Consider the following 23,735-nt stretch of genomic DNA (forward strand, 5'->3'; position numbering starts at 1 on the left):
ACCACAGCCGGCGCGCAAACCAGAAGGTAGGAGACCACCATGTCCGGGCCCGTTTCGACCCCGGCGTCAAGGATGTTTGTCGTCGCGCTGACACTCTCGGCCAGCGCGGCCCTTGTGCCTGTGCATGCGCAGCAGTCGACGCTCGACGCGACCCACCTCATCGGCGTGCCGGTGAAGCTTCCGGTCCACTCGATGCGGGACCTTCGCTATCGCAGCATCGTCAGCCAGCAGTATGACTACAGCTGCGGCGCCGCCGCACTCGCCACACTGCTCAAGTACGGCTACGGCATCGACATCCCCGAACCTGAGCTGATCCGCCAGATGATGGTGTTCTCCACGCCCGAGGTGGTCGTCAAGAACGGCTTCTCCATGCTCGACATGAAGAAGTTCGTCGAGACGATCGGCTTGCGCGGCCGCGGTTTTCGCGTCAACACCGACGCGCTCTACCACCTGCAGATTCCCGTGCTGGTGCTCATGAACATCGATGGCTATGAGCACTTCGTGATCGTCAAGCACGCCGAGAACGGCCGCATCTTCATTGCGGACCCCGCGCTCGGCAACCGTATCGTCGCCGAAGACGACTTCGCCAAAACATGGAACGGCCTCGTCTTCGCGGTGCTCGGCAAACCGTTCCTGGAGGACTCTCCGCTGTTGCAGAACAACGAGTCGCTCGCGCTCAAGCTGCGTGAAAACGCCCTGCTCAATGGCACTGCGGCGACTCCCTTCTTCGAATACGGCCTCGATAAGGCCGTGATGTTCTGAAGTCCCAAGAATCATGAAACGCAACCTCTCACAGTGTGGCATCGCGGCAGCCGTCTCCGCGCTCGCCTGCGCTTTTTCGAGCGGTGCGCTAGCGGCCGAAGGCATCGGCTTGCCGCAACCGATGCCGGCGTTTCTCTCGAACGCCGACGCGCAGGCGCAAGGCATCCGCTGCGAAGCCGTCGGCGACGACGTGCTCGCGCATCAGACCGGCAAGTATGCCGGCAGCGACATGATTTCCGGGTTCGTTCTGAACCTGCTTTCTCAATGGCAATTGCCAAACGGCGCGACCGCAGTCGCGCAAGGCGCACTCTCGGTCGCCCAGAATGCGGCCAACCAGGTGAGCGCGCAGGTGAAGACGTATGCAACCGTGATCGACCCGACGCAGGGCGGCACCACGGGCGCAAACAGCGGCGCCAACCCGAACGCGACGGCCACCGGCGGCCAGAACGTCTCGATCAACGGCGTCTCGCAGATCACCCAGGTGGCCGGCAATGGCAATACGGGCGCCAATGCCGCAACCATCTCCTACGACAACAACGCGCCGCAGCTCGCCAATCTGCCAGGCGCCACCAACCAGCCGAGCGCGTCGGCATCGAACGCGGCCGGCAGCATAAGAGCGGGCATCTCGTTCGGCAGTAACGGCGTCAACGTGACGCTGCAAACGCCGGCGGGCATCGCCACGCAGAACATCATGCCGGGCAACGCGCAACAGGCCGGCGCGATCGCCCAGTTGCTCCAGGTCGCAGGCAATAACCAGCAGGTCGCCAACCAGCTGCAACTGAGTCTGCAAACGCAGCAGATGACGTCGCAAATGATCCGGCAGACCGGCGTATTACAGGCTCTGCGAAATCTCCACTAACCGAGGGCTCATAACGAGACGTACCAGCCAAGGAGACCACCACGCGGGCAAGGCCCCGCGCGAGAAGCAGCACTTTGAATGAGGAGCATCGACGTGCGCGGGCGTGGGACCAGGGGGTTCCGCCGGGCGCCCGCATTCGATCCCGGGGGAAGAACAATGAAGATGATGTCCAGGGCGGCCGCGCCACACATGTCGCTGGCCGCCATTCCAGCAGCTGTTTTGCTATTCGCGCTCTCGCAGTCCGCCCACGCGCAGGCGTTACAAAGTCAGTCGATCGAAGACCGCCTGAATACGCTCATGCGCGTGGTCGACGAGCAGCAGCGGCAAATCCAGTCACTGGAGCGCCAGGTGACGAACCTCGAAATGGCGCAACGCGGTCGCGGCATGCCGGGCGCGGGTGCGCCCGACGCCGCGTCGGACGCGACGGTCGCGGAACAGCCGGGCGCAGACGGTCTGCCTGTGCCCTTGCCCCCGCTCGCCCAGGCGCTGCCGGGCGCGACGGCGCCGGGTTCGCTCACCGGCACGGCCACGGGCGTGCCGGTGAACCCGCCTTCGCCGGACGCGGGCGCGACCAATGGCGCGACCGGCACCTCGGCCGCGAGCGGGCCGCAGCAGGGCGCGCCGGTCGGCGTGAACCCCAATGGAAGCCCAACGGTTGGCGAGACGCAGAAGAACGCTGAGCCGTCCCGCACGCAAGCCGAAGAAGCGGTCGTGCAGCGCGAGCACGCGCCGCTCTTCGACCACAAGCTGACGTTGGACTGGGGCATCAGCGACAGTTACTACGATCGCCGCCAGCTGCAGCTTTCGGGCTTTCTTGCCCTCGACGCGATCTTCCTCGGCAACATCAATCTGGGGCAGACCAAGTCGCACACGATCACCGCCGACCTGGACACGCGCTACGGCCTCACCGACCGCATGAGCATCGATGTGGACGTGCCTTACGTCTACCGGCACAGCACCTTCATCGTGGGTGGCGCGGGCGGCTCGGCCAGCACGCTCACGGATGCATCGGTCAATTCGAACGCGATCGGTGACGTGAACTTCGGGATCTACTACCAGTTCCTGAAGGAAACCAACAACATTCCCGACGTGGTCGGCAGCCTGCGCGTGAAGACCGCCACCGGCACCTCGCCGTTCGGCATCAAGGTTCAGCAGATCACGCCCGACAACACCAATCTCGTCGCCCCCAGCAAGCTGCCCACGGGCACGGGCTTCTGGAACGTGACGGCCGGCCTCTCAGTGCTGAAGACCTACGACCCCGTGGTGCTGTTCGGCAGCTTGTCGTACACGTACAACATCTCGCGCTCGTTCTCCGACATCTCTTCGGTGATCGGGCAAACCGAGCCTGCCGAAGTGAAGCTCGGCGACATCATCCAGTTCGGCGGCGGTGTCGCGCTCGCCTTCTCGGACAAGGACTCGGCGAGCATCTCGTACACCATGGCCATCGAGCCGCAGTCGAAGACCAAGTCGCCGGGCGGCACCTGGACCGGCGTGCCGGGCAGCGAGACGACCGCCTCGGTGCTCAACTTCGGCCTGAATCACGTGGTCAACAAGCACCTGACGATCAACGGCGCGGTGTCCGTCGGGCTCACGCCCGATGCACCGAACTTCGTCGTCGGCGTGCGTTTCCCTTACACCTTCTGATGACATGAGGCCGATCGTGCGCGAATCCTCACATCTGGGCGCCACTGTGACACCGCTCGCCGGAGCCGGTCAGCGTCTCGCCGTGACCGGGCCGCCGCTTGCCGGCGATGTCCCCGACGCCGGCCGCGCGCGCGATGCGAAGCCCGAGGCGGGGCTCGAGCGCACCTTGCTGTATGTCGCGCGCACGCCCGACCCGCTGCTCTGCGCTTACCTCAAGAGCCGCGGCTGGGAAATCGCGACCGCGCGCACGGTGCACGAGGCCTCGCGCCTCGTGAAGCCGGAGGCGGCCTACGCCGGCATCGTCGATCTCACGGGTTTCGCGCCGCGCGAGTTCGCGGGCCTCGAGACGATCCTGCGGCTGCAGCAGGTGGGATGGATCGCGCTCACCGACGATTCGCGCCTCACCGACGCCGAAGTGCGGCGCCTGATCCGTCACTACTGCTTCGACTACGTGCATGTCCCGGTCGCGCATGCGACGCTCGACTACCTCGTGGGCCATGCGTTCGGCATGGTGTCGCTGTGCGATCTCGACGCGCCGGGCGCCGCCGCCGCGAGCCAGGACGAAGACGAGATGGTCGGCACCTGCGAAGCGATGCAGCAGCTCTTTCGCACGATCCGCAAGGTGGCCAACACCGACGCCACCGTGTTCATCTCGGGCGAATCGGGCACCGGCAAGGAACTCACGGCGCTCGCGATCCACGAGCGCTCTGCGCGGCGCAAGGCGACCTTCGTGCCGATCAACTGCGGCGCGATCCCGCATCATCTTCTGCAATCCGAACTGTTCGGCTATGAGCGCGGCGCGTTCACCGGCGCGAACCAGCGCAAGATCGGGCGCGTCGAATCGGCCAACGGCGGCACGCTCTTTCTCGACGAAATCGGCGACCTGCCGCTGGAAAGCCAGGCAAGCCTGCTGCGCTTTTTGCAGGAAGGCAAGATCGAACGCCTGGGCGGCCACGAGCAGATTCCCGTGGACCTGCGCATCATCTCGGCCACGCACGTCGATCTCGAGGCGGCGATGCGCGACGGACGCTTTCGCGCCGACCTCTTTCACCGCCTGTGCGTGCTGCGCGTGGACGAGCCGCCGCTGCGCGCGCGCGGCAAGGACATCGAAATTCTCGCGCACCACGTGCTGCACAAGTTCAAGCAGGACAGCGCGCGCCGCATCCGCGGCTTCACGCCCGACGCCATCGAGGCCCTGTACAACTACAACTGGCCTGGCAACGTGCGCGAACTCATCAACCGCGTGCGCCGCGCGATCGTGATGGCCGAAAGCAAGCTGATCTCGGCGGAGGATCTCGATCTCGCGCACTTCACCGCGCAGCAGACGGTCACGCTCGCGCAGGCGCGCGAGGCCGCGGAGCGGCGCGCGATCGAGGCGGCGCTGCTGCGGCACCGGCACCGGCTCACGGAAGCCGCTGCCGATCTCGGCATCTCGCGCGTGACGCTCTACCGGCTGATGGGCGCGCACGGCCTGCGCGACGAAAAAACGTTCTTCGGCGGCGAAGCGGAGAACCAGCCGGAATTGCCGCCCGACGGGCAGGACTGAAACACCCGATGCCGCAGAGGAAGCGCGCCGGGGCGCCCGGCGCGCTCAGGTAGAATCGCTGCGAACAGCTTACAACCTCGCACCTCTACCCTTTCGATGACGACGCTCACCCTCATCGTCGCCCGCGCCCGCAACGGCGTGATCGGCCGCGACAACGCGCTGCCCTGGCGGCTCCCCGAAGACCTCGCGTTCTTCAAGCGCACCACCATGGGCGCGCCCATCATCATGGGCCGCAAAACCCACGAATCGATCGGCCGCGCCTTGCCGGGCCGCCGCAACATCGTCGTGACGCGCGACGCGGGCAAGCGCTTTCCCGGCTGCGACACCGCCACGAGCCTCGACGAGGCGCTCGCGCTCGCGGCGCAGGACCAGGCGCCCACGGCGTTCCTGATCGGCGGCGCGCAGCTCTACGGCGAAGGGCTCGGGCTTGCGCATGAGCTCGTGGTGACGGAAATCTCAGCGGACTTCGAGGGCGACGCCACCTTCCCCGCGCCCGACCCCGACGTGTGGCAAGAAACGTCGCGCGAGACGCTGCATGCGAATGCGCCGAACGACTTCGATTTCGCCTTCGTGCGGTACGTGCGGCGGGATTGACCGACCGGGCGCTGCCCAACCCGGTGCCCCAGGCGGCACGCGGCGCGGGCCCCAAAGCAAAACGGCACGCCAGGGCGTGCCGTTTTTTATCGAGCCAGCGCAGAAGGCGCGCTTACTGTCCCGCCACCGTCATCCGCTCGATCAGCACCGAGCCGGTCTGACGCGTGCCACGCGCGAGCGTATCCGCGCCCACGGCGACGATGTGGTGGAACATCTCCTGCAGCGTGGACGCCACCGTGATTTCCTCGACCGGGTACTGGATCTTGCCGTTCTCCACCCAGAAGCCCGACGCGCCGCGCGAATAGTCGCCCGTCACGAAGTTGACGCCCTGCCCCATCAGTTCGGTCAGCAACAGGCCCGTGCCGAGCTTTTTCAGCATTTCCTCGAAGTCGTCCTCAGGCTTCGTAAGCGAGCTCTGGAACTGCAGGTTGTGCGAGCCGCCGGCATTGCCTGTGGTCTGCATGCCGAGCTTGCGCGCCGAATACGACGACAGGAAATAGCCCTGCACGATGCCGTCCTTCACGACCTCGCGGCGCTGTGTGCGCACGCCCTCTTCGTCGAACGGCGCGCTGCCGGCCGCGCGCGGCACATGCGGGTCCTCGACGACCTGGATGTGCGGCGCGAACACCGGCTTGCCGAGGCTGTCGACGAGGAACGACGTCTTGCGATACAGCGCGCCGCCGCTCACGGCCTGCACGAACGCGCCGAGCAGGCCCGCGGCGAGCGGCGCCTCGAATAGCACCGGCACCTTGCGCGTGTCGAGGCTGCGCGCGTTCAGGCGCGAAAGCGCACGTTCGGCGGCATAGCGCCCGACGGCTTCGGGGGAGGCCAGTTCGGCCGCGCTGCGCCGCGAGGTGTACCAGTCGTCGCGCTGCATGTTGCGGCCGACGCCCGCGATAGGCGCGCACGAAACGTAGTGGCGCGAGTACGGATAGCCGTGCATGAAGCCGCCCGAGGTGGCGAGCACGAACTGCGAATGCTGTGCCGACACGCTCGCGCCTTCGGAGTTCTTCACGCGCGGGTCGACCGCGAACGCGGCGTCTTCGGCGCGGCGCGCGATTTCCACGGCCTCGTCGGCGGAGAGATTCCACGGGTGGTAGAGGTCGAGGTCGCGCGGCGCGGTTTCGAGCAGATCGCGCTCGGCAAGGCCCGCGCAGTCGTCGTCGGCGGTGAAGCGCGCGATGTTGTACGCGGCCGCCACCGTGTCCTTGAGCGCTTGCGGCGAGAAGTCAGAGGTGCTCGCATTGCCGCGCTTGTTGCCGATATAGACGGTCACGCCGACCATCTTGTCGCGGTTGTGCTCGATCGTCTCGACCTCGCCGCGCCGCACCGAGACGGACAAGCCGTCGCCTTCGGAGATCTCGGTCGCGGCGTCGCTCGCGCCGAGCGCGTTGGCGTGCCGCAGGATGTCTGAGGCGATCTCCCTCAGCTCGTCCTGGGTGTGCGGGAAAAAGCGTTGCCGGGCTTCGATGTCTGCTGCCATTGTCGTTACGGTCCGGTTCTGGGCCGGTGCGGCCCGCTGGTGTCGTGTTTCGCTGGTATCGATTCAGGTGCTTCGGAACGCGCGGCGTTCGCAAAGCGCATCCCGCGATCATAGCAAGGTATGTGAACACGCATCACAGGCGCTTTCGTCGCCCGGCGTCCGCACCAACTGCCGCGCCAGCATCGGGCCGCCGTCCACCGCCTTCCAGCCCGAGCCGCAAGCGCGCGCACGCTACAATACGCCCATGAAACGCAAAACCCGCATTCAACCGATGAACGACGATGTCGCCGAGCAGGACGACAACGGATACGATCGCCCGAGCAAATCGCAGCTCAAGCGCGACATGGAAGCGCTCCAGGAACTTGGCCAGGCCCTCGTGGAACTGCCCAAGGACGCGCTCAAGCGCATGCCGATGACCGAAGACCTCGCGGACGCCGTCCACGAGTGCCGCCGCATCACCGACCACGAAGGCAAGCGCCGCCAGCTCCAGTACGTGGGCCGCATGATGCGCGGCCTGACCGAAGCCGAAGTCGCCGCGCTGCGCACGAAGCTCGACGAGCACCGCGGCGTGAACAGGGCCGCCACGGCGCGCCTGCACTGGATCGAGCGCACGCGCGACAAGCTGCTCGCGGACGACGCCGCGCTCACCGAATTCATCCGCCAGCACCCCGCCGCCGACCCGCAGGCAGCCCGCACGCTGATCCGCAACGCGCGCCGCGAGCAGGAGCAAAGCAAGCCGCCCAAGTCCTTCCGCGAGCTGTTCCAGTGGATCAAGGACGCGAGCACGCAAGGCGCGGACGAGGCTGACGACCACGACGACGAGCGCGCCGACGAGGACCGCGAAGATGACGAAGCCTGAGCGCAGCCATCCTGACGAACTCGTGATCGGCCTCGTGTCGGTCAGCGACCGCGCGACGAGCGGCGTCTACGAGGACAAGGGCATTCCGTCGCTGATGGAGTGGCTCGGCAACACGCTGAAAACGCCTTGGCGCGCCGAAACGCGCCTGATCCACGACGACGCGGCGACGATCTCCGCCACGCTCACGGCGCTCGTGGACGGCCTGGGCTGCGATCTCGTGTTGACGACGGGCGGCACCGGCCCGGCGCGCCGCGACGTGACGCCCGAGGCGACGCTCGCGGTGGCGACGAAGGAAATGCCGGGCTTTGGCGAGCAGATGCGCCAGATCAGCCTGAATTTCGTGCCGACGGCCATTCTGTCGCGCCAGGTCGCCGTGATCCGCGAAAACGACGACCACGCGGCGCTCATCATCAACCTGCCGGGGCAGCCGAAGTCGATCAAGGAAACGCTGGAAGGCTTGCGCGACGATCAGGGCGCCGTAAAGGTGCCGGGCATTTTTGCTGCGGTGCCGTACTGCATCGACCTGATCGGTGGCCCGTATATCGAAACCGATCCGAACGTCGTGGCGGCGTTCCGGCCCAAAAGCGCGCAGCGGGCGCCGCGCGCTTAACACTCGAACTTCAACGATCGCGCAGCAGCGCCGCTGCTGCTGCGCGTCTCAACGGCGCTCAGAGCGCCGGACCGGCCTCGCCCGCCGCCATGTCGGGCACGATGCCCGGCGCCGGAACGAGGAAGTGCTCGCGGTAGTACTTGAGCTCGTCGATCGACTCGTGGATGTCGGCGAGCGCCGTGTGCATCGCGCGCTTCTGGAAGCCCTTGTAGATGGTCGGCTGCCAGCGGCGGCACAGCTCCTTGAGCGTGCTCACGTCGAGGTTGCGGTAGTGAAAGAAGCGCTCGAGCGTGGGCATCCAGCGCGCCATGAAGCGGCGGTCCTGGCAGATCGAGTTGCCGCACATCGGCGACTTGCCCGGCGGCACGTATTGCGAAAGGAACGCCATGATCTGCTCGGTCGCGCTTTCTTCCGTGACGGTCGAAGCCCGCACGCGCTCGGTGAGGCCCGAGCGGCCGTGCGTGTTGCGGTTCCACTCGTCCATGCGGTCGAGCACCGTCTCCGGCTGATGGATGGCCAGCACGGGGCCTTCCACGAGCTTGTCGAGCGTCGAGTTCGTCACCACCACGGCGATCTCGATGATGCGGTCGTTGTCGGGATCGAGGCCCGTCATTTCCATATCGAGCCAGATCAGGTTCATGTCGGTGCGCTCGATGGTCGGCGCGCCGGCAGCGGTAATGTCAGTCATGAAAGGCAACCCGGAGAGCGTTGGTGGCGCGGCGCGTGCGCGGCATCGACAGGATGCGATGCCCGGCCGGCGAGAACATATAATTGTCGCATAGATACCACGGACTTCCTGGATGCCTAATCTGTCCCCCTCCCCTGCGCTGTACTTCAGCGTGCTGTTCGTCGTCGGCGTGCTCGCCATGGTCGCGACCAAGCTCTGGCTCGCGTCGCGCCAGATCCGCTTCGTGGCCGCCCACCGCGGCGCGGTGCCCGCGCAGTTCACCGCCACCATCCCGCTCGCCGCGCACCAGCGCGCCGCCGACTACACGGTCGCGCGCACGCGCCTCGGCATGATCGAGATCGTGCTCGGCGCCGTGGTGCTGATCGCGCTCACGCTGCTCGGCGGCGTGCAGGCACTCGATCTCGGCATCTCGGATGCGATCGGGCGCGATTATGTGGGCCAGATCGCGCTGATCGGGGCCGTGCTCGCCATTTCCGGCGTGGTCGAACTGCCGCTCGACTACTACCGCCAGTTCGTGGTCGAGGAGCGCTTCGGCTTCAATCGCATGACGAAGCGCATCTTCATCATGGACCGCATCAAGGGGCTCCTGATCGGCGCCGCGTTCGGCATTCCGCTGCTCTTCGTCGTGCTCTGGCTCATGAAGCAGGCGGGCAGCCTCTGGTGGCTCTGGACGTGGGCCGTATGGGTCGCCTTCCAGATGCTCGTGCTGGTGCTCTACCCCACCTTCATCGCGCCGCTCTTCAACAAGTTCGAACCGCTGCGCGATGAGGCGCTGCGCTCGCGCATCGAGGCGCTCATGCAGCGCTGCGGCTTCGCGGCCAAGGGCCTGTTCGTGATGGACGGCAGCCGCCGCTCCGCGCACGGCAACGCCTATTTCACGGGCTTTGGCGCCGCCAAGCGCATCGTGTTCTTCGACACGCTGCTCGCGCGCCTCTCCGGCAGCGAGATCGAGGCCGTGCTCGCGCACGAGCTGGGTCACTTCAAGCGCCGTCACGTAATCAAGCGCATGGTCGTCACGTTCGCGATCAGCCTCGGGCTGCTCGCCCTGCTCGGCTGGCTCTCGCAGCGCGTCTGGTTCTACGAGGGTCTCGGCGTGCGGCCGTCGCTGCTCGGCGGCAACGAAGGGCTCGCGCTCGTGCTGTTCTTCCTCGCCGTGCCCGTATTCCTGTTCTTCGTCACGCCGCTTGGCAGCCTCTCCTCGCGCAAGCACGAGTTCGAGGCCGACGCCTTCGCCGCCACGCAAACCGACGCGCAGCATCTCGTCAACGCGCTCGTGAAGCTCTACGAGGACAACGCGTCGACGCTCACGCCCGACCCGCTCTATACCGCGTTCTACTACTCGCATCCGCCGGCTTCGCAGCGGATCGACCGACTGCTCGCGCACGCATGAACCGGCGCGCAACCAAAGCCGCCGGCAACGCAAAAGCTGCAGGCGCCACGCTGCACGGCGTGGTGATCGCCGCCCACGGGCGCCACTATCTCGTCGCGCCCGACGGCGGCGGCGCACACCTGCAATGCTTCCCGCGCGGCAAGAAGAGCGAGGTCGCGGTGGGCGACCGCGTCGAGTATCAGTCGACTTCGGCCGACCAGGGCGTGATCGTCGCGATCGGTGAGCGGCGCAACCTGCTCTATCGCTCCGACCAGTTCAAGTCGAAGCTCTTCGCGGCGAACCTCGACCAGTTGCTGATCGTGCTCGCCACCGAGCCGCACTTCAGCGAAGACCTGCTCGGGCGCGCGCTCGTGGCCGCCGAGGCCAACGACCTCAAGCCGCTCATCGTGCTCAACAAGATCGACGTCGAGGCCGCGCTGCCGCTCGCGCGCCAGCGCCTCGAACGCTATCGCGCGCTGGGCTATACGGTGCTGGAAGTCTCGGTGAAGGGCCGCCCCGAGGAGGCACGCGCGGCGCTGGCCGAGCATCTCCATGGCCATCAGACGATCCTGCTCGGCCAGTCGGGCATGGGCAAGTCGACGCTCGTGAACCTGCTGATTCCCGACGCCGAAGCGGCCACGCGCGAGATCTCGACGGCGCTCAACAGCGGCCGCCACACCACGACGTTCACGCGGCTCTACACGCTCCCCGAGGGCGGCGCGCTGATCGACTCGCCGGGCTTCCAGGAGTTCGGCCTCTATCACCTCACCGAAGGCAAGCTCGAGCGCGCGTTCCCCGAGTTCCGGCCGCTGCTCGCGCACTGCCGCTTCTACAACTGCCATCACCTGCACGAGCCGGGCTGCGCGATTCTGGAAGCCGTCGACGACCGCCGCATCGCGCCCGAGCGCCAGGCGCTGTACGCGCAGCTCATGCACGAGATCAGCCAGGTCGTGCGCTGACGCGCCGCCTGCCCCCATCGCCCTATGCTCAAGCTCGTGCGCGCGCCGAATCTGCTGATCGCCCAGCACTGGATGAACATCCTGGCGACGGCGGGCGTGCCCTGCGAGCTGCACAACCGCTACCTGAGCGGCGCGATGGGCGAGATTCCGGCCGAGCAGTGCGCGCCCGAACTGTGGCTCGTGGACGAGCGCGACGAGAAGCTCGCCCGGCGTTTGATCGACGAAGCAGTGAACGGCCCGCCGCCGGGCTCGCCCACGTGGCGTTGCGCGCGCTGCGGCGAGGTGCTCGAAGCGCAGTTCACCGTGTGCTGGAATTGCGGACGCGATCGCGACGTGCGCGACGAGTGACGCAGCTGCTGACCCAAACGTAAATGGGCCGCTAGAAGCGGCCCATTTGCATTTAAACGGCTCAGCGCTGCGGCGCTCAGAGCCAGACGGCGATCGTCAGCATGAGCAGCAGGATCATCCACAGGATCACGGCGCGCCACACGAGGCCCACGGCCGATTGCAGCGTGCGCGGCGTGCAGTCGTCGCCAACCGTGTACGGACCGCCCTCGCCCGGCTGCGCGAGCACATCGACGCTGGACTGCTCGGCGAGCGGGCCCGAAAGCCGCGCGCCCAGCGCGCCGCTGCCGGTGGCGAGCAGCACGCCTTCGTTGGTGTCGGGCCACTGGTTCGTGTGGTTGCGCCAGGAGTAGATCGCGTCCTCGAAGTTGCCGACGATCGCAAAGCCCAGCGACGTGAGCCGCGCCGGCACCCAGTCGATCACGAAAAACACATGCTGTGCGAAGTTCGAGAACGCCTCGGTACGGTCCTCGGCGGGACGCGCCCACTCGCGCGCGAGATATTCGGCGATGCGGTACAGCACGGCGCCCGCAGGCCCGATCGGCACGAGAAACCAGAAGAACACGCCGAACACGTGCCGGTGTGACGCGATCACCGCGTGAATCAGCGTGTGGCGCACGATCTCGCTCACGGGCATGTCCACGGCGTCGATGCCGGTCCATTCGTGGAGGATTTCACGCGCGCGCGGCACGTCGTCGTTGTTCAGCGCGAGATGGATGTCGGTGAAATAGTGGCTGAACTGGCGAAAGCCGAGCGTGAAGTACACGACCACCACGTTCCACAGGAACGCCAGCACGAAGCTGATGTGGTACAGCACGTAGTAGACGAGCGCCGTGGCGAGCGTCCACGGCAGCACGACCACGAGCCACGCGATGAGCCCATGCTTCTGCTTGCCGGCGTCAAAGCCGTGCGCGGCCCATTCCGCATTGAGGCGCACGAGCGCCATGACCGGATTATTGGGCGACAGCGCCCGCACCTGTTCGATGACGAGAGCCAGCAATACGGAAAAGAAGGTCATGCGACGCGCCGTGCAGATCGGGTTGCGAAAGGGGTTTTATGAAAGTGTTGCAACGATATCACAGGGCCAGATGTGCCTGACCATCGCCGGCAATTCGGGCGGCAAACTCGCAACAGTGCGCGGCGGCGCTTGCACGCGCCGCCAGACGTGCTACGCGAGCAGGAAACGGTAGAAGTTGCGCAGCATCCCCGCCGTCGCCCCCCAGATGAAGTGCGAGGACCCAACGCCGGAAGCGACGACGGGTTCGGGCACGTTGAGGTCCGGTGAATGGCGGTCCGGATACGGCATCGCGTAAAAGCGCCGCTCGCCGCCCTCCCAACGGAGCACGCGCACCTGGTGATGCACCGGGTTCATGAGAAAGCTGAGCGGCACCTCGAAGATGCTCGCCACTTCGAGCGAGTCCGCCGCGAGACTGAACGGCTCGTGCACGAGACCGACCACGGGCGTGACCCTGAAGCCGGTGCCCGTGAGGTAGTCGGGCAATGCGCCGAGCACCTCGACACGCGCGGGGTCGAGGTTCACTTCCTCGTGCGCCTCGCGCAGCGCGGCGGCGATGGGCGTGGGGTCGGAAGGTTCGCGGCTGCCGCCGGGAAAGCTCACCTGACCCGCGTGATTGCTGAGGTTGTCGGCGCGCTGGGTGAGCAGCACGGTCAAACCGCCCGGGCGCAAGGCGATGGGCATGAGCACCGCGGCCTCGCGCGGATCGCGCATCTCGGCCAGACGGGCTTCCTGCGGTTCGGGGTCCCACGGCAGGCGCTGCTCGAAGCGCGTGCGCAAGCCGGCGGCGGTCAGTCGCTCCGCAGCGATCTGCGGAAGGCTTGCGCCCGTCGATTCGATGGGCAGGCTTTCGGGTTCAAATACTGGGCGGATCAACGGGCGTCTCGGATTACACGTACACGAGATTATTTTGCGGCCAAAAAGAAAAAAGCACCCCGGAGGGTGCTTCTTTCTTACAGCTTTTACGCCTGGTCGGCCGGAGCAGCTGCGCGGTCTTTCGACACCAGCTTTTCCTTGATACGTGCCTTCTTGCCCGACAGGTTGCGCAGGTAGTACAGCTTCGCGCGACGCACGTCGCCGCGGCGCTTCACCACGATGCTGGCCAGCAGCGGCGAGTACGTCTGGAACGTACGCTCGACGCCTTCGCCAGACGAGATCTTGCGCACGATGAACGACGAGTTCAGGCCGCGGTTACGCTTCGCGATCACGACGCCTTCGTATGCCTGAACGCGCTTGCGGTTACCTTCAACCACGTTCACGTTGACGATCACCGTATCGCCGGGAGCGAATTCGGGGATGGTCTTCTCGCCCAGCACGCGCTGGATCTCTTCCTGCTCGAGTTTTTCAATCAGATTCATGGATTGACTCCGTATGCCATCTTGTCGGCGTTCGTACCTGTGCAGGGTTGCTGCACTACGGCCCCGATAGAGGATGGATTCACAACTGGCGCCGTTCACGCATGAAGCGGCACCGCCTTTTGCGCCCCTTGTCGCGCACGCCCGAAGCCTTACGCTTCGTTCGAGCCCTTCGCGAGACTAGCGAGCCACGCCTCGTCGGCCCGGCTCAACATCTTGTTCTTTCTGGCCCGCGCGATCAGATCGGGCCGCTTGTTCCACGTGTTGCGCAACGCCTCGCGGCGACGCCATTGCTCGATTTCCGCATGATGGCCGCCAAGCAGCACATCGGGCACGCGCACGCCGTCGTATTCCTCGGGGCGCGTGTAATGCGGACAGTCGAGCAAACCGTCGACGAAGCTGTCCTGCACCGCCGAAAGCGCATCGCCCAGCACGCCCGGCAGGTTGCGCACCACGGCGTCCATCAAGGCCATCGCGGGCAATTCGCCCCCCGAGAGCACGAAGTCGCCGAGGCTCACTTCTTCGTCCACGCAGCGGTCGACGAGACGCTGGTCGATCGCTTCATAGCGGCCGCACAACATCACGAGACCCGGCTCCTGCGCGAACTGCATGACGCGTTCGTGCGTGAGCGGCTTGCCTTGCGGCGACATCAGCAGCACCCGCGGGGTGCTCACGCCGGCTTGCGCCTGCGCGGCCTTCGCCGCGTCGATCGCCGCTTCGAGCGGCCTCGCCAGCATGACCATGCCGGGGCCGCCGCCGTAAGGGCGGTCGTCGATCGTACGGTAGTTGTCGGTCGTGAAATCACGCGGATTCCACGTACGCAACGTGTAACGCTGCTGCTTCGCCGCCCGGCTGGTAATACCCCAGTCGGTCAGCGCGCGGAACATCTCGGGAAAGAGCGTAACGACATCGAACTGCATCGCTCTCTCCGTTCAGCGAAATTGAATCAAGGCGCGCGGCGGGGTTGCCACAGCGTTGCCGCGGTGCCTAGTAGTCGGCTTCCCAGTCGACGACGATACGCTTCGCCGCCAGGTCCACCGTCTTCACGAACACACCCACAAACGGGATCAGGCGCTCGCCGGTGGCCGGCTTGCCATCCTTGTCCGTGGATGCATAGGTGACACGCAACACCGATTGCGCACCATTGTCGATCAGGTCGGCGACCTTGCCGAGCTCGACGCCTGCCTCATTGGCGACATCGAGGCCGATCAGGTCGACCCAGTAATATTCATCGGCTGCGGGCGCCGGGAATTCGGCACGGCTCACGTACACGCGCGCGCCGCGCAATAGCAGCGCGGCATCGCGGTCGGCCAGGCCCGAAAGCTCGCCAACGACGCTGTCACCATGAACCTTGGCGCTCACGCGCACCGCGGAATGACGCTCGCGATGCGCCTGACCCTCGCGGCCCTTGAGGAGCCACCAGCGTTTAGCGGAAAGCAGCGCGCGGCCGTCCTGCGCGTGCGGCGCGATCTTCAGCCAGCCCTTGAGGCCATAGGCGTCGATCACGGCGCCGACTTCAACGGCGTCGGCCGGCCAGCTCGCTTCGGTTTCGGCGCGCAGGCTCCCGGTTGCGGGTGCAGCTTTCGCGGCACTCTCGCGCGCAGGCTTGCGCACGAACGCACCAAACGACGGCGCGCCGCGAGCCGCGGCCTTGCCGGTCGCAGCTTCAGGCGCCCCGCTTTCCGACGCGTCGTTCGCCTCTACGGCAGATTTAGCGTCATGCGCGGACATCGGCACCCCTTGCGACCAGCTTGATATCGCACACGCAGATCATGCAGCGCGTACGCGGGTAAAACACAGACAACAGACTGAAAAGACGCTTAAAGACTTAAGCAGCCGGCGCAGCGGCGGCGGTCTTTTGCGCTTCCTTCACGAGGCGCTCGACAGCCGGCGACATTTGCGCGCCGTTTTCCTTCCAGTACGTCACGCGATCTTGAGCGATACGCAGCGTTTCACCCTTGGTAGCGACCGGGTTGTAGAAGCCCACGCGCTCGATGAAACGGCCGTCGCGACGGTTGCGCGAGTCGGTTGCGACGATGTTGTAGAACGGGCGCTTCTTCGAGCCGCCGCGTGCCAGACGGATGATGACCATACTAAATCCTTGAAAACCGGGGGTTCGGGACTACTAAAACGTGCGATTATAGCCCGAAACCGGAGGCATAACAAACACTTAACGGGAAATTGCGCGCCGGCGCGCAGAAAGCCGGCAAGACACGGCGGTCAAACTGCAGCTCATGCCCACGGTGGGTGGGCCCTGGAGCGAATTGTGGCGACTTTCAGACGACTCGTGCAATGGCTGTGTCGCGGTGGGAGCGGCGGCGTGGGTGACAGCTCCCGTTTTCCGGCGTCTCGCGAGTCGGCCAGACGCTTCACAGCGGCGTGGCTCGCCTTTGCCGCCGCCCTGCTCGCGGCGCCGTTCGCTCACGCGGCGCTTCCCATCGACCGCATCAAGCTGCCGCCGGGCTTCCACATCGAGGTGCTCTCCGCCGACGTCCCAGGCGCACGCGAAATGACGCTGTCGGGCAACGGCACCCTCCTGTATGCAGGGAGTATGGGCGGTGACGTCTACGCGCTCGAACTCAAGGACGGCAAGGCCATCAAGCGCCACATCGTGGCCTCGGGACTGACGATGCCGGTGGGCGTGGCCTGGCGCAACGGCGCATTGTATATCTCAGCGGTGTCGTCGATCGTGCGCCTCGACGACATCGACCGTCATCTCGACGATCCGCCTAGAGCCGTCGTCGTCACGGATTCGCTGCCCACTGAGCGCCACCACGGCTGGAAGTTCATCGCCTTCGGCCCCGACGGCAAGCTCTACGTGCCGCAAGGCGCGCCGTGCAACGTCTGCCTGCCGGCCAGCGACCCGCAGCGCGTGCATTTCGCGATGATCGGGCGCATGGACCCCGACGGTTCGCACTACGAGACCATCGCCCGCGGCGTGCGCAACACGGTCGGCTTCGCGTGGCATCCGCAGACGCACGACCTCTGGTTCACCGACAACGGCCGCGACATGCTCGGCGACGACATCCCCGACGACAAGCTCAATCGCCTCGCGCATGTGGGCGAGGACTTCGGCTTTCCCTATTGTCACGGCGGCAATGTCGCCGACCCCGAGTTCGGCGCAGGCCATCCGTGCAGCGGCTTCACGCCCCCGGTCCTCAAGCTCGGCGCGCACGTGGCGTCGCTCGGCATGCGCTTCTATACCGGTTCGATGTTCCCGGCCGACTACAGGAACAGCATGTTCATCGCCGAGCACGGCTCGTGGAACCGCAGCAAGAAGGTCGGCTATCGCGTGGTGCGCGTGAGCGCCAACCCGGACGGCACGAACGCGCGCCAGGAAGTGTTCGCGCAGGGCTGGCTCAACGCCGACGAGACCCAATGGGGCCGCCCCGCCGACGTGCTGCCGCTGCCCGACGGATCGCTCCTTGTCAGCGACGACTATGCGGGCGCGATTTATCGCGTGACTTACACGAAACCGTGACGCGACCGCCACGTTGAAGCTGCAGACATGGTGCCGGACATAAGCGTGCGCTTGTGCTGCAAGCCCGGCGTGCGGCATACAATGCCCGGCGGCCCGTGTGCGTTCGACGTGATGCGCCCATGACGGCCGAACGTCCACGTTTCGCCCGAGCCCATGCCCAACGACAAGAACCTTGCACGCTTTCGCTCCAAGACGCTCACCGCCGCCCTCGCCTTCCTGTTTGGCAGCCTCGGCGCGCACCGCTTCTATCTGTACGGCCCGCGCGACGTATGGGGCTGGGCGCATTTGTTCGGCACGCTGATCGGCATTCCGGGCGTGATGCTGCTCGTCGCAACTGAACGCGCCTCGATTCCCGGCTGGGTGCTCGCCGTGATCGGCGCGGTGTCGGTCATCTCGGCGTTTCTGGCGGCGATCGTCTACGGGCTGCGCCCCGACGCCAAATGGGACGCTCAGTTCAACGCCGCGTTCGTGGAGCAAGGCCGCACGAGCCGCTCGGGCTGGACGGTGATCTTCGTCGTGATCTTCTCGCTGCTGATTGGCGCGTTCCTGCTGATGACGGGACTCGCGCTCTCGTTTCAAACGTACTTCGAGTCGCAGGTCGAGGCCGCAAAGGCGCTCTCGCAGTAAATCGCGCAGTAACGGCTCAGAACAGGTCGAGCTGCGGCTTCTCGCGCACGGTCTTCGACCGCACGAACGCCGACATGTCCAGAATGCCGTGGCGCCGCTCGTTGAGCCCGAGGCGCCGCACGGCATTGTGAAAGCGCTGCTTGAGCAGGTCGGCCCACAGCCCCGTGCCCTTCATGCGCTGCGAAAACGCCGACTCGTAGTCCTTGCCGCCGCGCATGTCGCGCACGCGGCTCATCACGCGCTCGGCGCGCTGCGGGAAGTGCGCCGCCAGCCAGTCCTGGAAGAGCGGCGCGACCTCCCATGGCAGGCGCAGCACGATGTAACTCGCGCTTGTGGCACCGGCCTCGGCGCAGGCTTCGAGCACGCGCTCCATGTCGGGCTCGGTCACGAACGGAATCACGGGTGCGATGCTCACGCCCACCGGCACGCCGGCTTCGGCTAGCGTGCGGATGGTGCGCAGCCGCCGCGCGGGTGTGGCCGCACGCGGTTCGAGCGTGCGGGCGATCTCGGCGTCGAGCGTGGTGATCGTGATCGCCGCCATGAATTGCCGGCGCTCAGCCATCGGCGCGAGCAAGTCGAGATCGCGCTCGATCAGCGAGGATTTCGTGATGGCCGCGAACGGATGCTGCCGTTCGGACAGCACCTCGACCACGCGGCGCGTGATGCGCAGGTCGCGCTCCACCGGTTGCCACGCATCGGTGTTCACGCCCAGCGCGATCGGCTCGGGCTCGTACGACGGCTTGGCGATTTCCCGCGCGAGCAACTCCGCCGCATTGACCTTGGCGTAGATACGGCTCTCGAAATCGAGCCCCGGCGAGAGGCCGAGATAGCTGTGCGTGGGCCGCGCGAAGCAATAGATGCAGCCGTGCTCGCAGCCGCGGTAAGGATTGAGCGAGACGTTGAACGGAATATCCGGCGACTGGTTGCGCGTGAGGATGCTTTTCGCGCGCTCTTCGAAGACTTCGGTGCGCAGTTTGGGCTCGCCGGGTTCATCGCCATGGTCTTCCCCGCCGCCGTCCACGTGTTGCCAACCGTCGTCGAATGCTTCGCGCTGGTCGACTTCGTAGCGCCCTTGCAGGTTCGTGACCGCACCGCGCCCCTTGCGCGCCGTGGGCGGCGCAACGGGATACCAGGCGTCGGGATCGGGGTGATGGGAGTCGGTCACGGCTGGAGCGAAATGGGCTTGAAAACGCGGACATGAAAAACGCGGATCGATACTGTATAAATATACAGTATCGATCCGCGTTGTCGAGTCCTAAAAACGGGGTGCTTTCAGCCGCCGCAGTGACCCTGGTCATTCCCCCACGGCGATGGTCAGCGTCTCCTTGATCTCCTCCATCACCACGTAGCTCTTCGACTGCACAGCGCCCGGCAGTTGCAGCAGGATGTCGCCGAGCAGCTTGCGGTAGTCGGCCATCTCGCCAATGCGCGCCTTGATGAGATAGTCGAAGTCGCCCGAGACGAGATGGCATTCGAGCACTTCGGGAATCTTCTGCACCTCGCGGCGGAACTGGTCGAACATGTTGCCGCTCTTGTGGTCGAGCGTGATCTCCACGAACACGAGCAGCGCCGCGCCCAGCACCGTGGGATTCACGCGTGCGAAGTAGCCCGTGATCACGCCGTCGCGCTCCATGCGCTTCACCCGCTCGATGCACGGCGTGACCGAGAGCCCGACCTGCTCCGCGAGGTCCTTCATGGCCATGCGGCCGTCTTCCTGGAGCAGCTTCAGGATGCGGTGATCGAGCCGGTCGAGCGCGCGGACCGGTTGGCGCTGCGTTCTCATGATTTCTTCCCGAAAATCCGAAAAATACGATAACAAAACCTGGACGTACAACAATAGCATAGCTACAAATACTGGCTATAGCCGAATTTTCATGCCTTCTCCCCTATGGGTGCCACAACATCCGCTTCCAGGGTCCCGGCAACGCGGCGTAGCTCAACGAATCTATATGGAGCAGCTATGCGAGTCGTCGTGTTGGGCAGTGGTGTGGTCGGGGTGGCCAGCGCCTGGTATCTCGCCCGCGCGGGCCACGAAGTCACGGTGATCGACCGCGAGGCCGGTCCCGCGCTCGAAACCAGTTTTGCCAACGCCGGCCAGATTTCGCCGGGCTACGCCGCGCCGTGGGCAGCGCCTGGCGTCCCGCTCAAGGCGATCAAGTGGATGTTCGAGAAGCACGCGCCGCTCGCCATTCGTCTGGACGGCACCAAATTTCAGCTGCAGTGGATGTGGCAGATGCTGCAGAACTGCACGCCCGAACGCTACGCGCTCAACAAGGGCCGCATGGTGCGCCTCGCCGAATACAGCCGCGACTGTCTGCAGGCGCTGCGCGCCGACACCGGCATTCAGTATGAAGGCCGCACGGGCGGCACGCTCCAGGTGTTCCGTACGCAGCAGCAGTTCGAAGGCGCGGCGAAGGACATCGCCGTGCTCGAAGACGCGAACGTTCCGTACGAACTGCTGACCGCCGCCGAACTCGGCCGCGCCGAACCCGCGCTCGCCGCGGTGTCGGGCAAACTCACGGGCGGCCTGCGTCTGCCGGGCGACGAAACCGGCGATTGCCAGATGTTCACCACGCGTCTTGCCGCGATGGCCGAACAACTGGGTGTGAAATTCCGCTACAACACGCCGATCGACGGCCTCGCCATGCAGGGCGACCGTATCGCGGGCGTGCAATGCGGCAGCGAGCTGGTGCGTGCAGATTCATTCGTGGTCGCACTCGGCTCCTTCTCGACGAAGATGCTCGCGGGCCTCATGAAGATTCCGGTCTATCCGCTCAAGGGCTATTCGATCACCGCGCCGATCGTGAATGCGAGTGCCGCGCCGGTTTCGACCGTGCTCGACGAAACCTACAAGATCGCGATCACGCGTTTTGACGACCGCATCCGCGTGGGTGGCATGGCCGAGATCGTCGGCTTCGACAAGACGCTCAAGCAAGCGCGCCGCGAAACGCTCGAAATGTGCGTCAACGACCTGTTCCCGGGCGGCGGCGACACGACGAAGGCCACCTTCTGGACCGGCCTGCGCCCGATGACGCCGGACGGCACGCCGGTCGTCGGCCGCACGCCGATCTCGAACCTGTTCCTGAACACGGGTCACGGCACGCTCGGCTGGACGATGTCGTGCGGCTCGGGCCAGTTGCTCGCCGACCTGATCTCGGGCAAGCAACCTGCCATCCGCGCCGACGATCTTTCGGTGCACCGCTATCTCGGCGACACGCAGGGCTCGCATCGCCCGGCATACGCCTGAAGCCAGTCACGCTGCGTGAACGAACACGGCGCCTCCAGGGCGCCGCGTTCCATTTCTCGCTCAGGTTGGCGCGCGGCGGCGTCAGAACTGATCCTCCGCCAGCGCCAGCACGCCCTCGCTGCCGTTTGCGCTGACGATCGCCGCTTCGAGCGCCACCGCCTGCGGCAAGACGTGTTGCGCGAAGAACTGCGCCGTGGCGATCTTCGCGCCATGAAACTTCGGGTCCTCCTGCATGAGGCGCTGCGAGGCGAGCATGGCGCGCGCCATCTGCCAGCCGCCCAGCACGATGCCCGCCAGCTTCAGATACGGCACGCTGCCCGCGAACACCGCGTTCGGATCGCTTTTCGCCTTCGCGAGCACGAAGTCCACGGCCGAGGCCAGCGCCTCCTTGCCTGCCGCGAGATGCTTGCGCATCGATTCGAACGCCGCGCCTTGTTGTGCGGCTAGCGCGTCGACGGTCTGCGCGATATCGGCAAGCAGCGCCTTTGCCGCCGCACCGCCGTCGCGCAACGTCTTGCGCCCGATGAGATCGTTCGCCTGGATCGCCGTGGTGCCCTCATAGATCGGCAGAATGCGCGCGTCGCGATAGAACTGCGCCGCGCCCGTTTCCTCGATGAAGCCCATGCCGCCATGCACCTGCACGCCGAGGCTCGTCACTTCCAGCGCCAGTTCGGTGCTCCAGCCCTTCACGATCGGCACGAGGTACTCGTAGCGCGCCTGATGCCGCGCACGGGCCGCCTCGTCGGGGTCGCCATGCGCGCGATCGCTCTCGCCCGCCGCCACGTAAGCGAGCGCACGCGCGGCTTCGGTGAGCGCACGCATCGTGGCGAGCATGCGGCGCACGTCGGGGTGATGGATGATGCTCACCGCCGCTTTCGCGGAACCGTCCACCGGGCGGCTCTGCACGCGCTCCTTCGCATAGGCGAGCGCCTTCTGGTACGCGCGATCGGAGATGGCCACGCCCTGCATGCCCACCGCAAAACGCGCCGCGTTCATCATGATGAACATATATTCGAGGCCGCGATTCTCCTCGCCGATCAACTGGCCGATCGCGCCGCCATGGTCGCCGAACTGCAGCACGGCGGTCGGGCTCGCCTTGATGCCGAGCTTGTGTTCGATCGACACGCAGTGCACATCGTTGCGCGCGCCCAGCGTTCCATCGTCGTTCACGAGGAACTTCGGCACGATGAAGAGCGAGATGCCCTTCACGCCTTCGGGCGCCGTGGGCGTGCGCGCGAGCACGAGATGGACGATGTTCTCCGCCATGTCGTGCTCGCCCCACGTGATGAAGATCTTCGTGCCGAACACCCTGTACGTGCCGTCGCCTTGCGGCTCGGCGCGCGTGCGCACGGCGGCGAGATCGGAGCCCGCCTGCGGCTCGGTGAGGTTCATCGTGCCGGTCCAGTCGCCGGTAATGAGCTTCGGCACGAAGCGCTGCTTTTGCGCTTCGCTGCCAGCGGTGAGGAGCGCTTCGATGGCGCCGTCGGTGAGCAGCGGACACAGCGCGAACGAGAGATTTGCCGCGTTGAGCATTTCCACGCACGGCGTGCCGACGAGCTTCGGTAAGCCTTGTCCTTCGTATTCCTGAGGATGCTGCACGCCTTGCCAGCCGCCTTCCACGTATTGCCGGAATGCCGCCTCAAAACCGGGCGTGGCGTGCACGTTGCCGTTGTCCCAGCGGCTCGGATTGCGGTCGCCTTCGGCGTTCAGCGGCTCGAGCACTTCGCCGCATAGCTTCGCGGCTTCGTGCAGCACCGCTTCGACCGTTTCGGGCGTGGCGTCTTCGCCGCCCGGCAACTTCGCGATGGCTTCGAGGCCGGCCAGTTCCTTCATGACGAACAGCATGTCGCTCGTGGGCGCCTGGTACATTTCAGTCTCCTCCTGTCGGTATGCGGTTCCTCAAATGACAAAGGGGCGCCGCGGCGCCCCTTTGTTGCTTCGTCTCACGCCGCGCGCTCAATCATGATGCGCGGCGCTCGTCGCTGGATACACCGGCCGGATTCAGCCGAGTTCCTTCACGAGTTCCGGCACGACCGTGAACAGGTCGCCGACGAGGCCGTAGTCGGCCACGCTGAAGATCGGGGCTTCTTCGTCCTTGTTGATCGCGACGATCACCTTCGAGTCCTTCATGCCGGCCAGATGCTGGATCGCACCGGAGATGCCGACCGCCACGTACAACTGCGGCGCGACGATCTTGCCGGTCTGACCGACCTGATAGTCGTTCGGCACGTAGCCAGCATCGACGGCTGCGCGCGAGGCGCCGAGTGCGGCGTTGAGCTTGTCCGCGAGCGG

At 65.9% G+C, this 23,735-nt stretch carries 25 protein-coding genes; 13 read left to right on the forward strand and 12 right to left on the reverse strand.

Translation table 11 applies throughout. The features are described from left to right. The first annotated feature begins 39 nt into the window (after positions 1 to 39). From A3CW_RS0129265 to A3CW_RS0129285, 5 genes are all read left to right on the forward strand, one after another. Positions 40 to 762 carry a C39 family peptidase gene (locus A3CW_RS0129265; RefSeq protein ID WP_028206727.1) on the forward strand — a complete coding sequence of 241 codons (723 nt, stop codon included), beginning with the start codon at positions 40 to 42 and terminating at the stop codon, positions 760 to 762. A gap of 13 nt (positions 763 to 775) precedes the next feature. Further along, on the forward strand, positions 776 to 1,621 hold the full coding sequence (locus A3CW_RS0129270; RefSeq protein WP_028206728.1) for a hypothetical protein: 846 nt from the start codon (positions 776 to 778) through the stop codon (positions 1,619 to 1,621). A 165-nt stretch (positions 1,622 to 1,786) separates the two neighbouring features. Further along, on the forward strand, positions 1,787 to 3,265 hold the full coding sequence (locus A3CW_RS0129275) for a hypothetical protein (protein ID WP_407669776.1): 1,479 nt from the start codon (positions 1,787 to 1,789) through the stop codon (positions 3,263 to 3,265). 16 nt (positions 3,266 to 3,281) lie between these two features. After that, on the forward strand, positions 3,282 to 4,811 hold the full coding sequence (locus tag A3CW_RS0129280; protein ID WP_028206730.1) for a sigma-54-dependent transcriptional regulator: 1,530 nt from the start codon (positions 3,282 to 3,284) through the stop codon (positions 4,809 to 4,811). Between the two features lie 96 nt (positions 4,812 to 4,907). Further along, the gene (locus A3CW_RS0129285) at positions 4,908 to 5,405 is read left to right on the forward strand and encodes a dihydrofolate reductase (protein ID WP_028206731.1); all 498 of its coding nucleotides are present in this window, start codon (positions 4,908 to 4,910) and stop codon (positions 5,403 to 5,405) included. Between the two features lie 112 nt (positions 5,406 to 5,517). Here A3CW_RS0129285 and pmbA read toward each other — a convergent pair whose 3' ends face one another. Further along, on the reverse strand, positions 5,518 to 6,888 hold the full coding sequence (gene pmbA, locus A3CW_RS0129290) for a metalloprotease PmbA (protein ID WP_028206732.1): 1,371 nt from the start codon (positions 6,886 to 6,888) through the stop codon (positions 5,518 to 5,520). A 244-nt stretch (positions 6,889 to 7,132) separates the two neighbouring features. Between pmbA and yjgA the strand changes: the two genes are divergently transcribed. Both yjgA and mog read left to right on the forward strand, forming a co-directional pair. Next, a complete protein-coding gene (gene yjgA, locus A3CW_RS0129295; RefSeq protein WP_028206733.1) occupies positions 7,133 to 7,747 on the forward strand; it encodes a ribosome biogenesis factor YjgA in 615 nt (204 codons plus the stop codon). Further along, entirely contained in the window at positions 7,734 to 8,357 is a 624-nt protein-coding gene (gene mog, locus A3CW_RS0129300) for a molybdopterin adenylyltransferase (RefSeq protein WP_035514309.1), read from the forward strand. The genes yjgA and mog overlap by 14 nt, the downstream gene beginning before the upstream one ends. Before the next feature lie 58 nt (positions 8,358 to 8,415). Here mog and orn read toward each other — a convergent pair whose 3' ends face one another. Continuing rightward, a complete protein-coding gene (gene orn / locus A3CW_RS0129305) occupies positions 8,416 to 9,045 on the reverse strand; it encodes an oligoribonuclease (protein WP_028206735.1) in 630 nt (209 codons plus the stop codon). A gap of 112 nt (positions 9,046 to 9,157) precedes the next feature. On the opposite strand from orn, the gene A3CW_RS0129310 reads away from it, so the two are divergent. Genes A3CW_RS0129310 through A3CW_RS0129320 form a run of 3 tightly spaced genes read left to right on the forward strand, consistent with a single transcriptional unit; the run spans position 9,158 to position 11,721 of the window. After that, positions 9,158 to 10,435, forward strand: coding sequence for a M48 family metallopeptidase (locus tag A3CW_RS0129310; RefSeq protein ID WP_028206736.1), 1,278 nt, complete (start codon positions 9,158 to 9,160; stop codon positions 10,433 to 10,435). Then, entirely contained in the window at positions 10,432 to 11,373 is a 942-nt protein-coding gene (gene rsgA / locus A3CW_RS0129315) for a ribosome small subunit-dependent GTPase A (RefSeq protein WP_028206737.1), read from the forward strand. The genes A3CW_RS0129310 and rsgA overlap by 4 nt, the downstream gene beginning before the upstream one ends. 24 nt (positions 11,374 to 11,397) lie before the next feature. After that, positions 11,398 to 11,721 (forward strand): putative signal transducing protein, encoded by a 324-nt coding sequence (locus tag A3CW_RS0129320; RefSeq protein ID WP_028206738.1) that lies wholly within the window; start codon positions 11,398 to 11,400, stop codon positions 11,719 to 11,721. 76 nt (positions 11,722 to 11,797) lie between these two features. Here A3CW_RS0129320 and A3CW_RS0129325 read toward each other — a convergent pair whose 3' ends face one another. The 6 genes from A3CW_RS0129325 to rpsP all read right to left on the reverse strand — a co-directional run bounded on the left by A3CW_RS0129325 (position 11,798) and on the right by rpsP (position 16,180). Further along, positions 11,798 to 12,736 carry a CobD/CbiB family protein gene (locus A3CW_RS0129325; protein ID WP_028206739.1) on the reverse strand — a complete coding sequence of 313 codons (939 nt, stop codon included), beginning with the start codon at positions 12,734 to 12,736 and terminating at the stop codon, positions 11,798 to 11,800. 150 nt (positions 12,737 to 12,886) lie between these two features. Further along, a complete protein-coding gene (locus A3CW_RS0129330; RefSeq protein WP_028206740.1) occupies positions 12,887 to 13,609 on the reverse strand; it encodes a CoA pyrophosphatase in 723 nt (240 codons plus the stop codon). Positions 13,610 to 13,695: 86 nt separating this feature from the next. Further along, the gene (rplS, locus tag A3CW_RS0129335; RefSeq protein ID WP_028206741.1) at positions 13,696 to 14,091 is read right to left on the reverse strand and encodes a 50S ribosomal protein L19; all 396 of its coding nucleotides are present in this window, start codon (positions 14,089 to 14,091) and stop codon (positions 13,696 to 13,698) included. Between the two features lie 149 nt (positions 14,092 to 14,240). Then, positions 14,241 to 15,008, reverse strand: coding sequence for a tRNA (guanosine(37)-N1)-methyltransferase TrmD (gene trmD, locus A3CW_RS0129340; RefSeq protein ID WP_028206742.1), 768 nt, complete (start codon positions 15,006 to 15,008; stop codon positions 14,241 to 14,243). Between the two features lie 67 nt (positions 15,009 to 15,075). Continuing rightward, complete coding sequence (rimM, locus tag A3CW_RS0129345) at positions 15,076 to 15,819, reverse strand: ribosome maturation factor RimM (protein WP_028206743.1); 744 nt, start codon at positions 15,817 to 15,819, stop codon at positions 15,076 to 15,078. 97 nt (positions 15,820 to 15,916) lie between these two features. Continuing rightward, entirely contained in the window at positions 15,917 to 16,180 is a 264-nt protein-coding gene (gene rpsP, locus A3CW_RS0129350) for a 30S ribosomal protein S16 (RefSeq protein WP_028206744.1), read from the reverse strand. Positions 16,181 to 16,408: 228 nt separating this feature from the next. On the opposite strand from rpsP, the gene A3CW_RS0129355 reads away from it, so the two are divergent. After that, a complete protein-coding gene (locus tag A3CW_RS0129355; RefSeq protein WP_456152326.1) occupies positions 16,409 to 17,569 on the forward strand; it encodes a PQQ-dependent sugar dehydrogenase in 1,161 nt (386 codons plus the stop codon). A gap of 153 nt (positions 17,570 to 17,722) precedes the next feature. After that, positions 17,723 to 18,196: an NINE protein gene (locus tag A3CW_RS0129365; RefSeq protein ID WP_028206746.1), complete on the forward strand. Its 474-nt coding sequence runs from the start codon at positions 17,723 to 17,725 to the stop codon at positions 18,194 to 18,196. Between the two features lie 16 nt (positions 18,197 to 18,212). Here the strand turns inward: A3CW_RS0129365 and A3CW_RS0129370 are convergent, their stop codons facing one another. Further along, on the reverse strand, positions 18,213 to 19,361 hold the full coding sequence (locus A3CW_RS0129370) for a PA0069 family radical SAM protein (RefSeq protein ID WP_028206747.1): 1,149 nt from the start codon (positions 19,359 to 19,361) through the stop codon (positions 18,213 to 18,215). Between the two features lie 129 nt (positions 19,362 to 19,490). Further along, positions 19,491 to 19,979: an Lrp/AsnC ligand binding domain-containing protein gene (locus tag A3CW_RS0129375; RefSeq protein WP_028206748.1), complete on the reverse strand. Its 489-nt coding sequence runs from the start codon at positions 19,977 to 19,979 to the stop codon at positions 19,491 to 19,493. A gap of 177 nt (positions 19,980 to 20,156) precedes the next feature. Here A3CW_RS0129375 and A3CW_RS0129380 point away from each other — a divergent pair, with 177 nt between their 5' ends. Further along, positions 20,157 to 21,443: a D-amino acid dehydrogenase gene (locus A3CW_RS0129380; RefSeq protein ID WP_028206749.1), complete on the forward strand. Its 1,287-nt coding sequence runs from the start codon at positions 20,157 to 20,159 to the stop codon at positions 21,441 to 21,443. Positions 21,444 to 21,524: 81 nt separating this feature from the next. Here A3CW_RS0129380 and A3CW_RS0129385 read toward each other — a convergent pair whose 3' ends face one another. Both A3CW_RS0129385 and A3CW_RS0129390 read right to left on the reverse strand, forming a co-directional pair. Next, positions 21,525 to 23,312 carry an acyl-CoA dehydrogenase gene (locus A3CW_RS0129385; protein ID WP_028206750.1) on the reverse strand — a complete coding sequence of 596 codons (1,788 nt, stop codon included), beginning with the start codon at positions 23,310 to 23,312 and terminating at the stop codon, positions 21,525 to 21,527. Between the two features lie 132 nt (positions 23,313 to 23,444). Continuing rightward, the coding region (locus tag A3CW_RS0129390) for an electron transfer flavoprotein subunit alpha/FixB family protein (RefSeq protein ID WP_028206751.1) at positions 23,445 to 23,735 on the reverse strand (291 nt) is incomplete at its 5' end.

Origin of the sequence: Paraburkholderia nodosa DSM 21604, from assembly GCF_000519185.1 — a bacterium.
In the GTDB taxonomy this organism is placed as follows: Bacteria; Pseudomonadota; Gammaproteobacteria; order Burkholderiales; family Burkholderiaceae; genus Paraburkholderia; species Paraburkholderia nodosa.

What these genes read in the sequence shown, in the direction of transcription:
- A3CW_RS0129265 (WP_028206727.1), top strand. Translation starts at nt 40, where the DNA reads ATGTCCGGGCCCGTTTCGACCCCGGCGTCAAGGATGTTTGTCGTCGCG.
- A3CW_RS0129270 (WP_028206728.1), top strand. Translation starts at nt 776, where the DNA reads ATGAAACGCAACCTCTCACAGTGTGGCATCGCGGCAGCCGTCTCCGCG.
- A3CW_RS0129275 (WP_407669776.1), top strand. Translation starts at nt 1,787, where the DNA reads ATGTCCAGGGCGGCCGCGCCACACATGTCGCTGGCCGCCATTCCAGCA.
- A3CW_RS0129285 (WP_028206731.1), top strand. Translation starts at nt 4,908, where the DNA reads ATGACGACGCTCACCCTCATCGTCGCCCGCGCCCGCAACGGCGTGATC.
- pmbA (WP_028206732.1), bottom strand. Translation starts at nt 6,888, where the DNA reads ATGGCAGCAGACATCGAAGCCCGGCAACGCTTTTTCCCGCACACCCAG.
- yjgA (WP_028206733.1), top strand. Translation starts at nt 7,133, where the DNA reads ATGAAACGCAAAACCCGCATTCAACCGATGAACGACGATGTCGCCGAG.
- mog (WP_035514309.1), top strand. Translation starts at nt 7,734, where the DNA reads ATGACGAAGCCTGAGCGCAGCCATCCTGACGAACTCGTGATCGGCCTC.
- orn (WP_028206735.1), bottom strand. Translation starts at nt 9,045, where the DNA reads ATGACTGACATTACCGCTGCCGGCGCGCCGACCATCGAGCGCACCGAC.
- A3CW_RS0129310 (WP_028206736.1), top strand. Translation starts at nt 9,158, where the DNA reads ATGCCTAATCTGTCCCCCTCCCCTGCGCTGTACTTCAGCGTGCTGTTC.
- rsgA (WP_028206737.1), top strand. Translation starts at nt 10,432, where the DNA reads ATGAACCGGCGCGCAACCAAAGCCGCCGGCAACGCAAAAGCTGCAGGC.
- A3CW_RS0129320 (WP_028206738.1), top strand. Translation starts at nt 11,398, where the DNA reads ATGCTCAAGCTCGTGCGCGCGCCGAATCTGCTGATCGCCCAGCACTGG.
- A3CW_RS0129325 (WP_028206739.1), bottom strand. Translation starts at nt 12,736, where the DNA reads ATGACCTTCTTTTCCGTATTGCTGGCTCTCGTCATCGAACAGGTGCGG.
- rplS (WP_028206741.1), bottom strand. Translation starts at nt 14,091, where the DNA reads ATGAATCTGATTGAAAAACTCGAGCAGGAAGAGATCCAGCGCGTGCTG.
- trmD (WP_028206742.1), bottom strand. Translation starts at nt 15,008, where the DNA reads ATGCAGTTCGATGTCGTTACGCTCTTTCCCGAGATGTTCCGCGCGCTG.
- rimM (WP_028206743.1), bottom strand. Translation starts at nt 15,819, where the DNA reads ATGTCCGCGCATGACGCTAAATCTGCCGTAGAGGCGAACGACGCGTCG.
- rpsP (WP_028206744.1), bottom strand. Translation starts at nt 16,180, where the DNA reads ATGGTCATCATCCGTCTGGCACGCGGCGGCTCGAAGAAGCGCCCGTTC.
- A3CW_RS0129365 (WP_028206746.1), top strand. Translation starts at nt 17,723, where the DNA reads ATGCCCAACGACAAGAACCTTGCACGCTTTCGCTCCAAGACGCTCACC.
- A3CW_RS0129375 (WP_028206748.1), bottom strand. Translation starts at nt 19,979, where the DNA reads ATGAGAACGCAGCGCCAACCGGTCCGCGCGCTCGACCGGCTCGATCAC.
- A3CW_RS0129380 (WP_028206749.1), top strand. Translation starts at nt 20,157, where the DNA reads ATGCGAGTCGTCGTGTTGGGCAGTGGTGTGGTCGGGGTGGCCAGCGCC.
- A3CW_RS0129385 (WP_028206750.1), bottom strand. Translation starts at nt 23,312, where the DNA reads ATGTACCAGGCGCCCACGAGCGACATGCTGTTCGTCATGAAGGAACTG.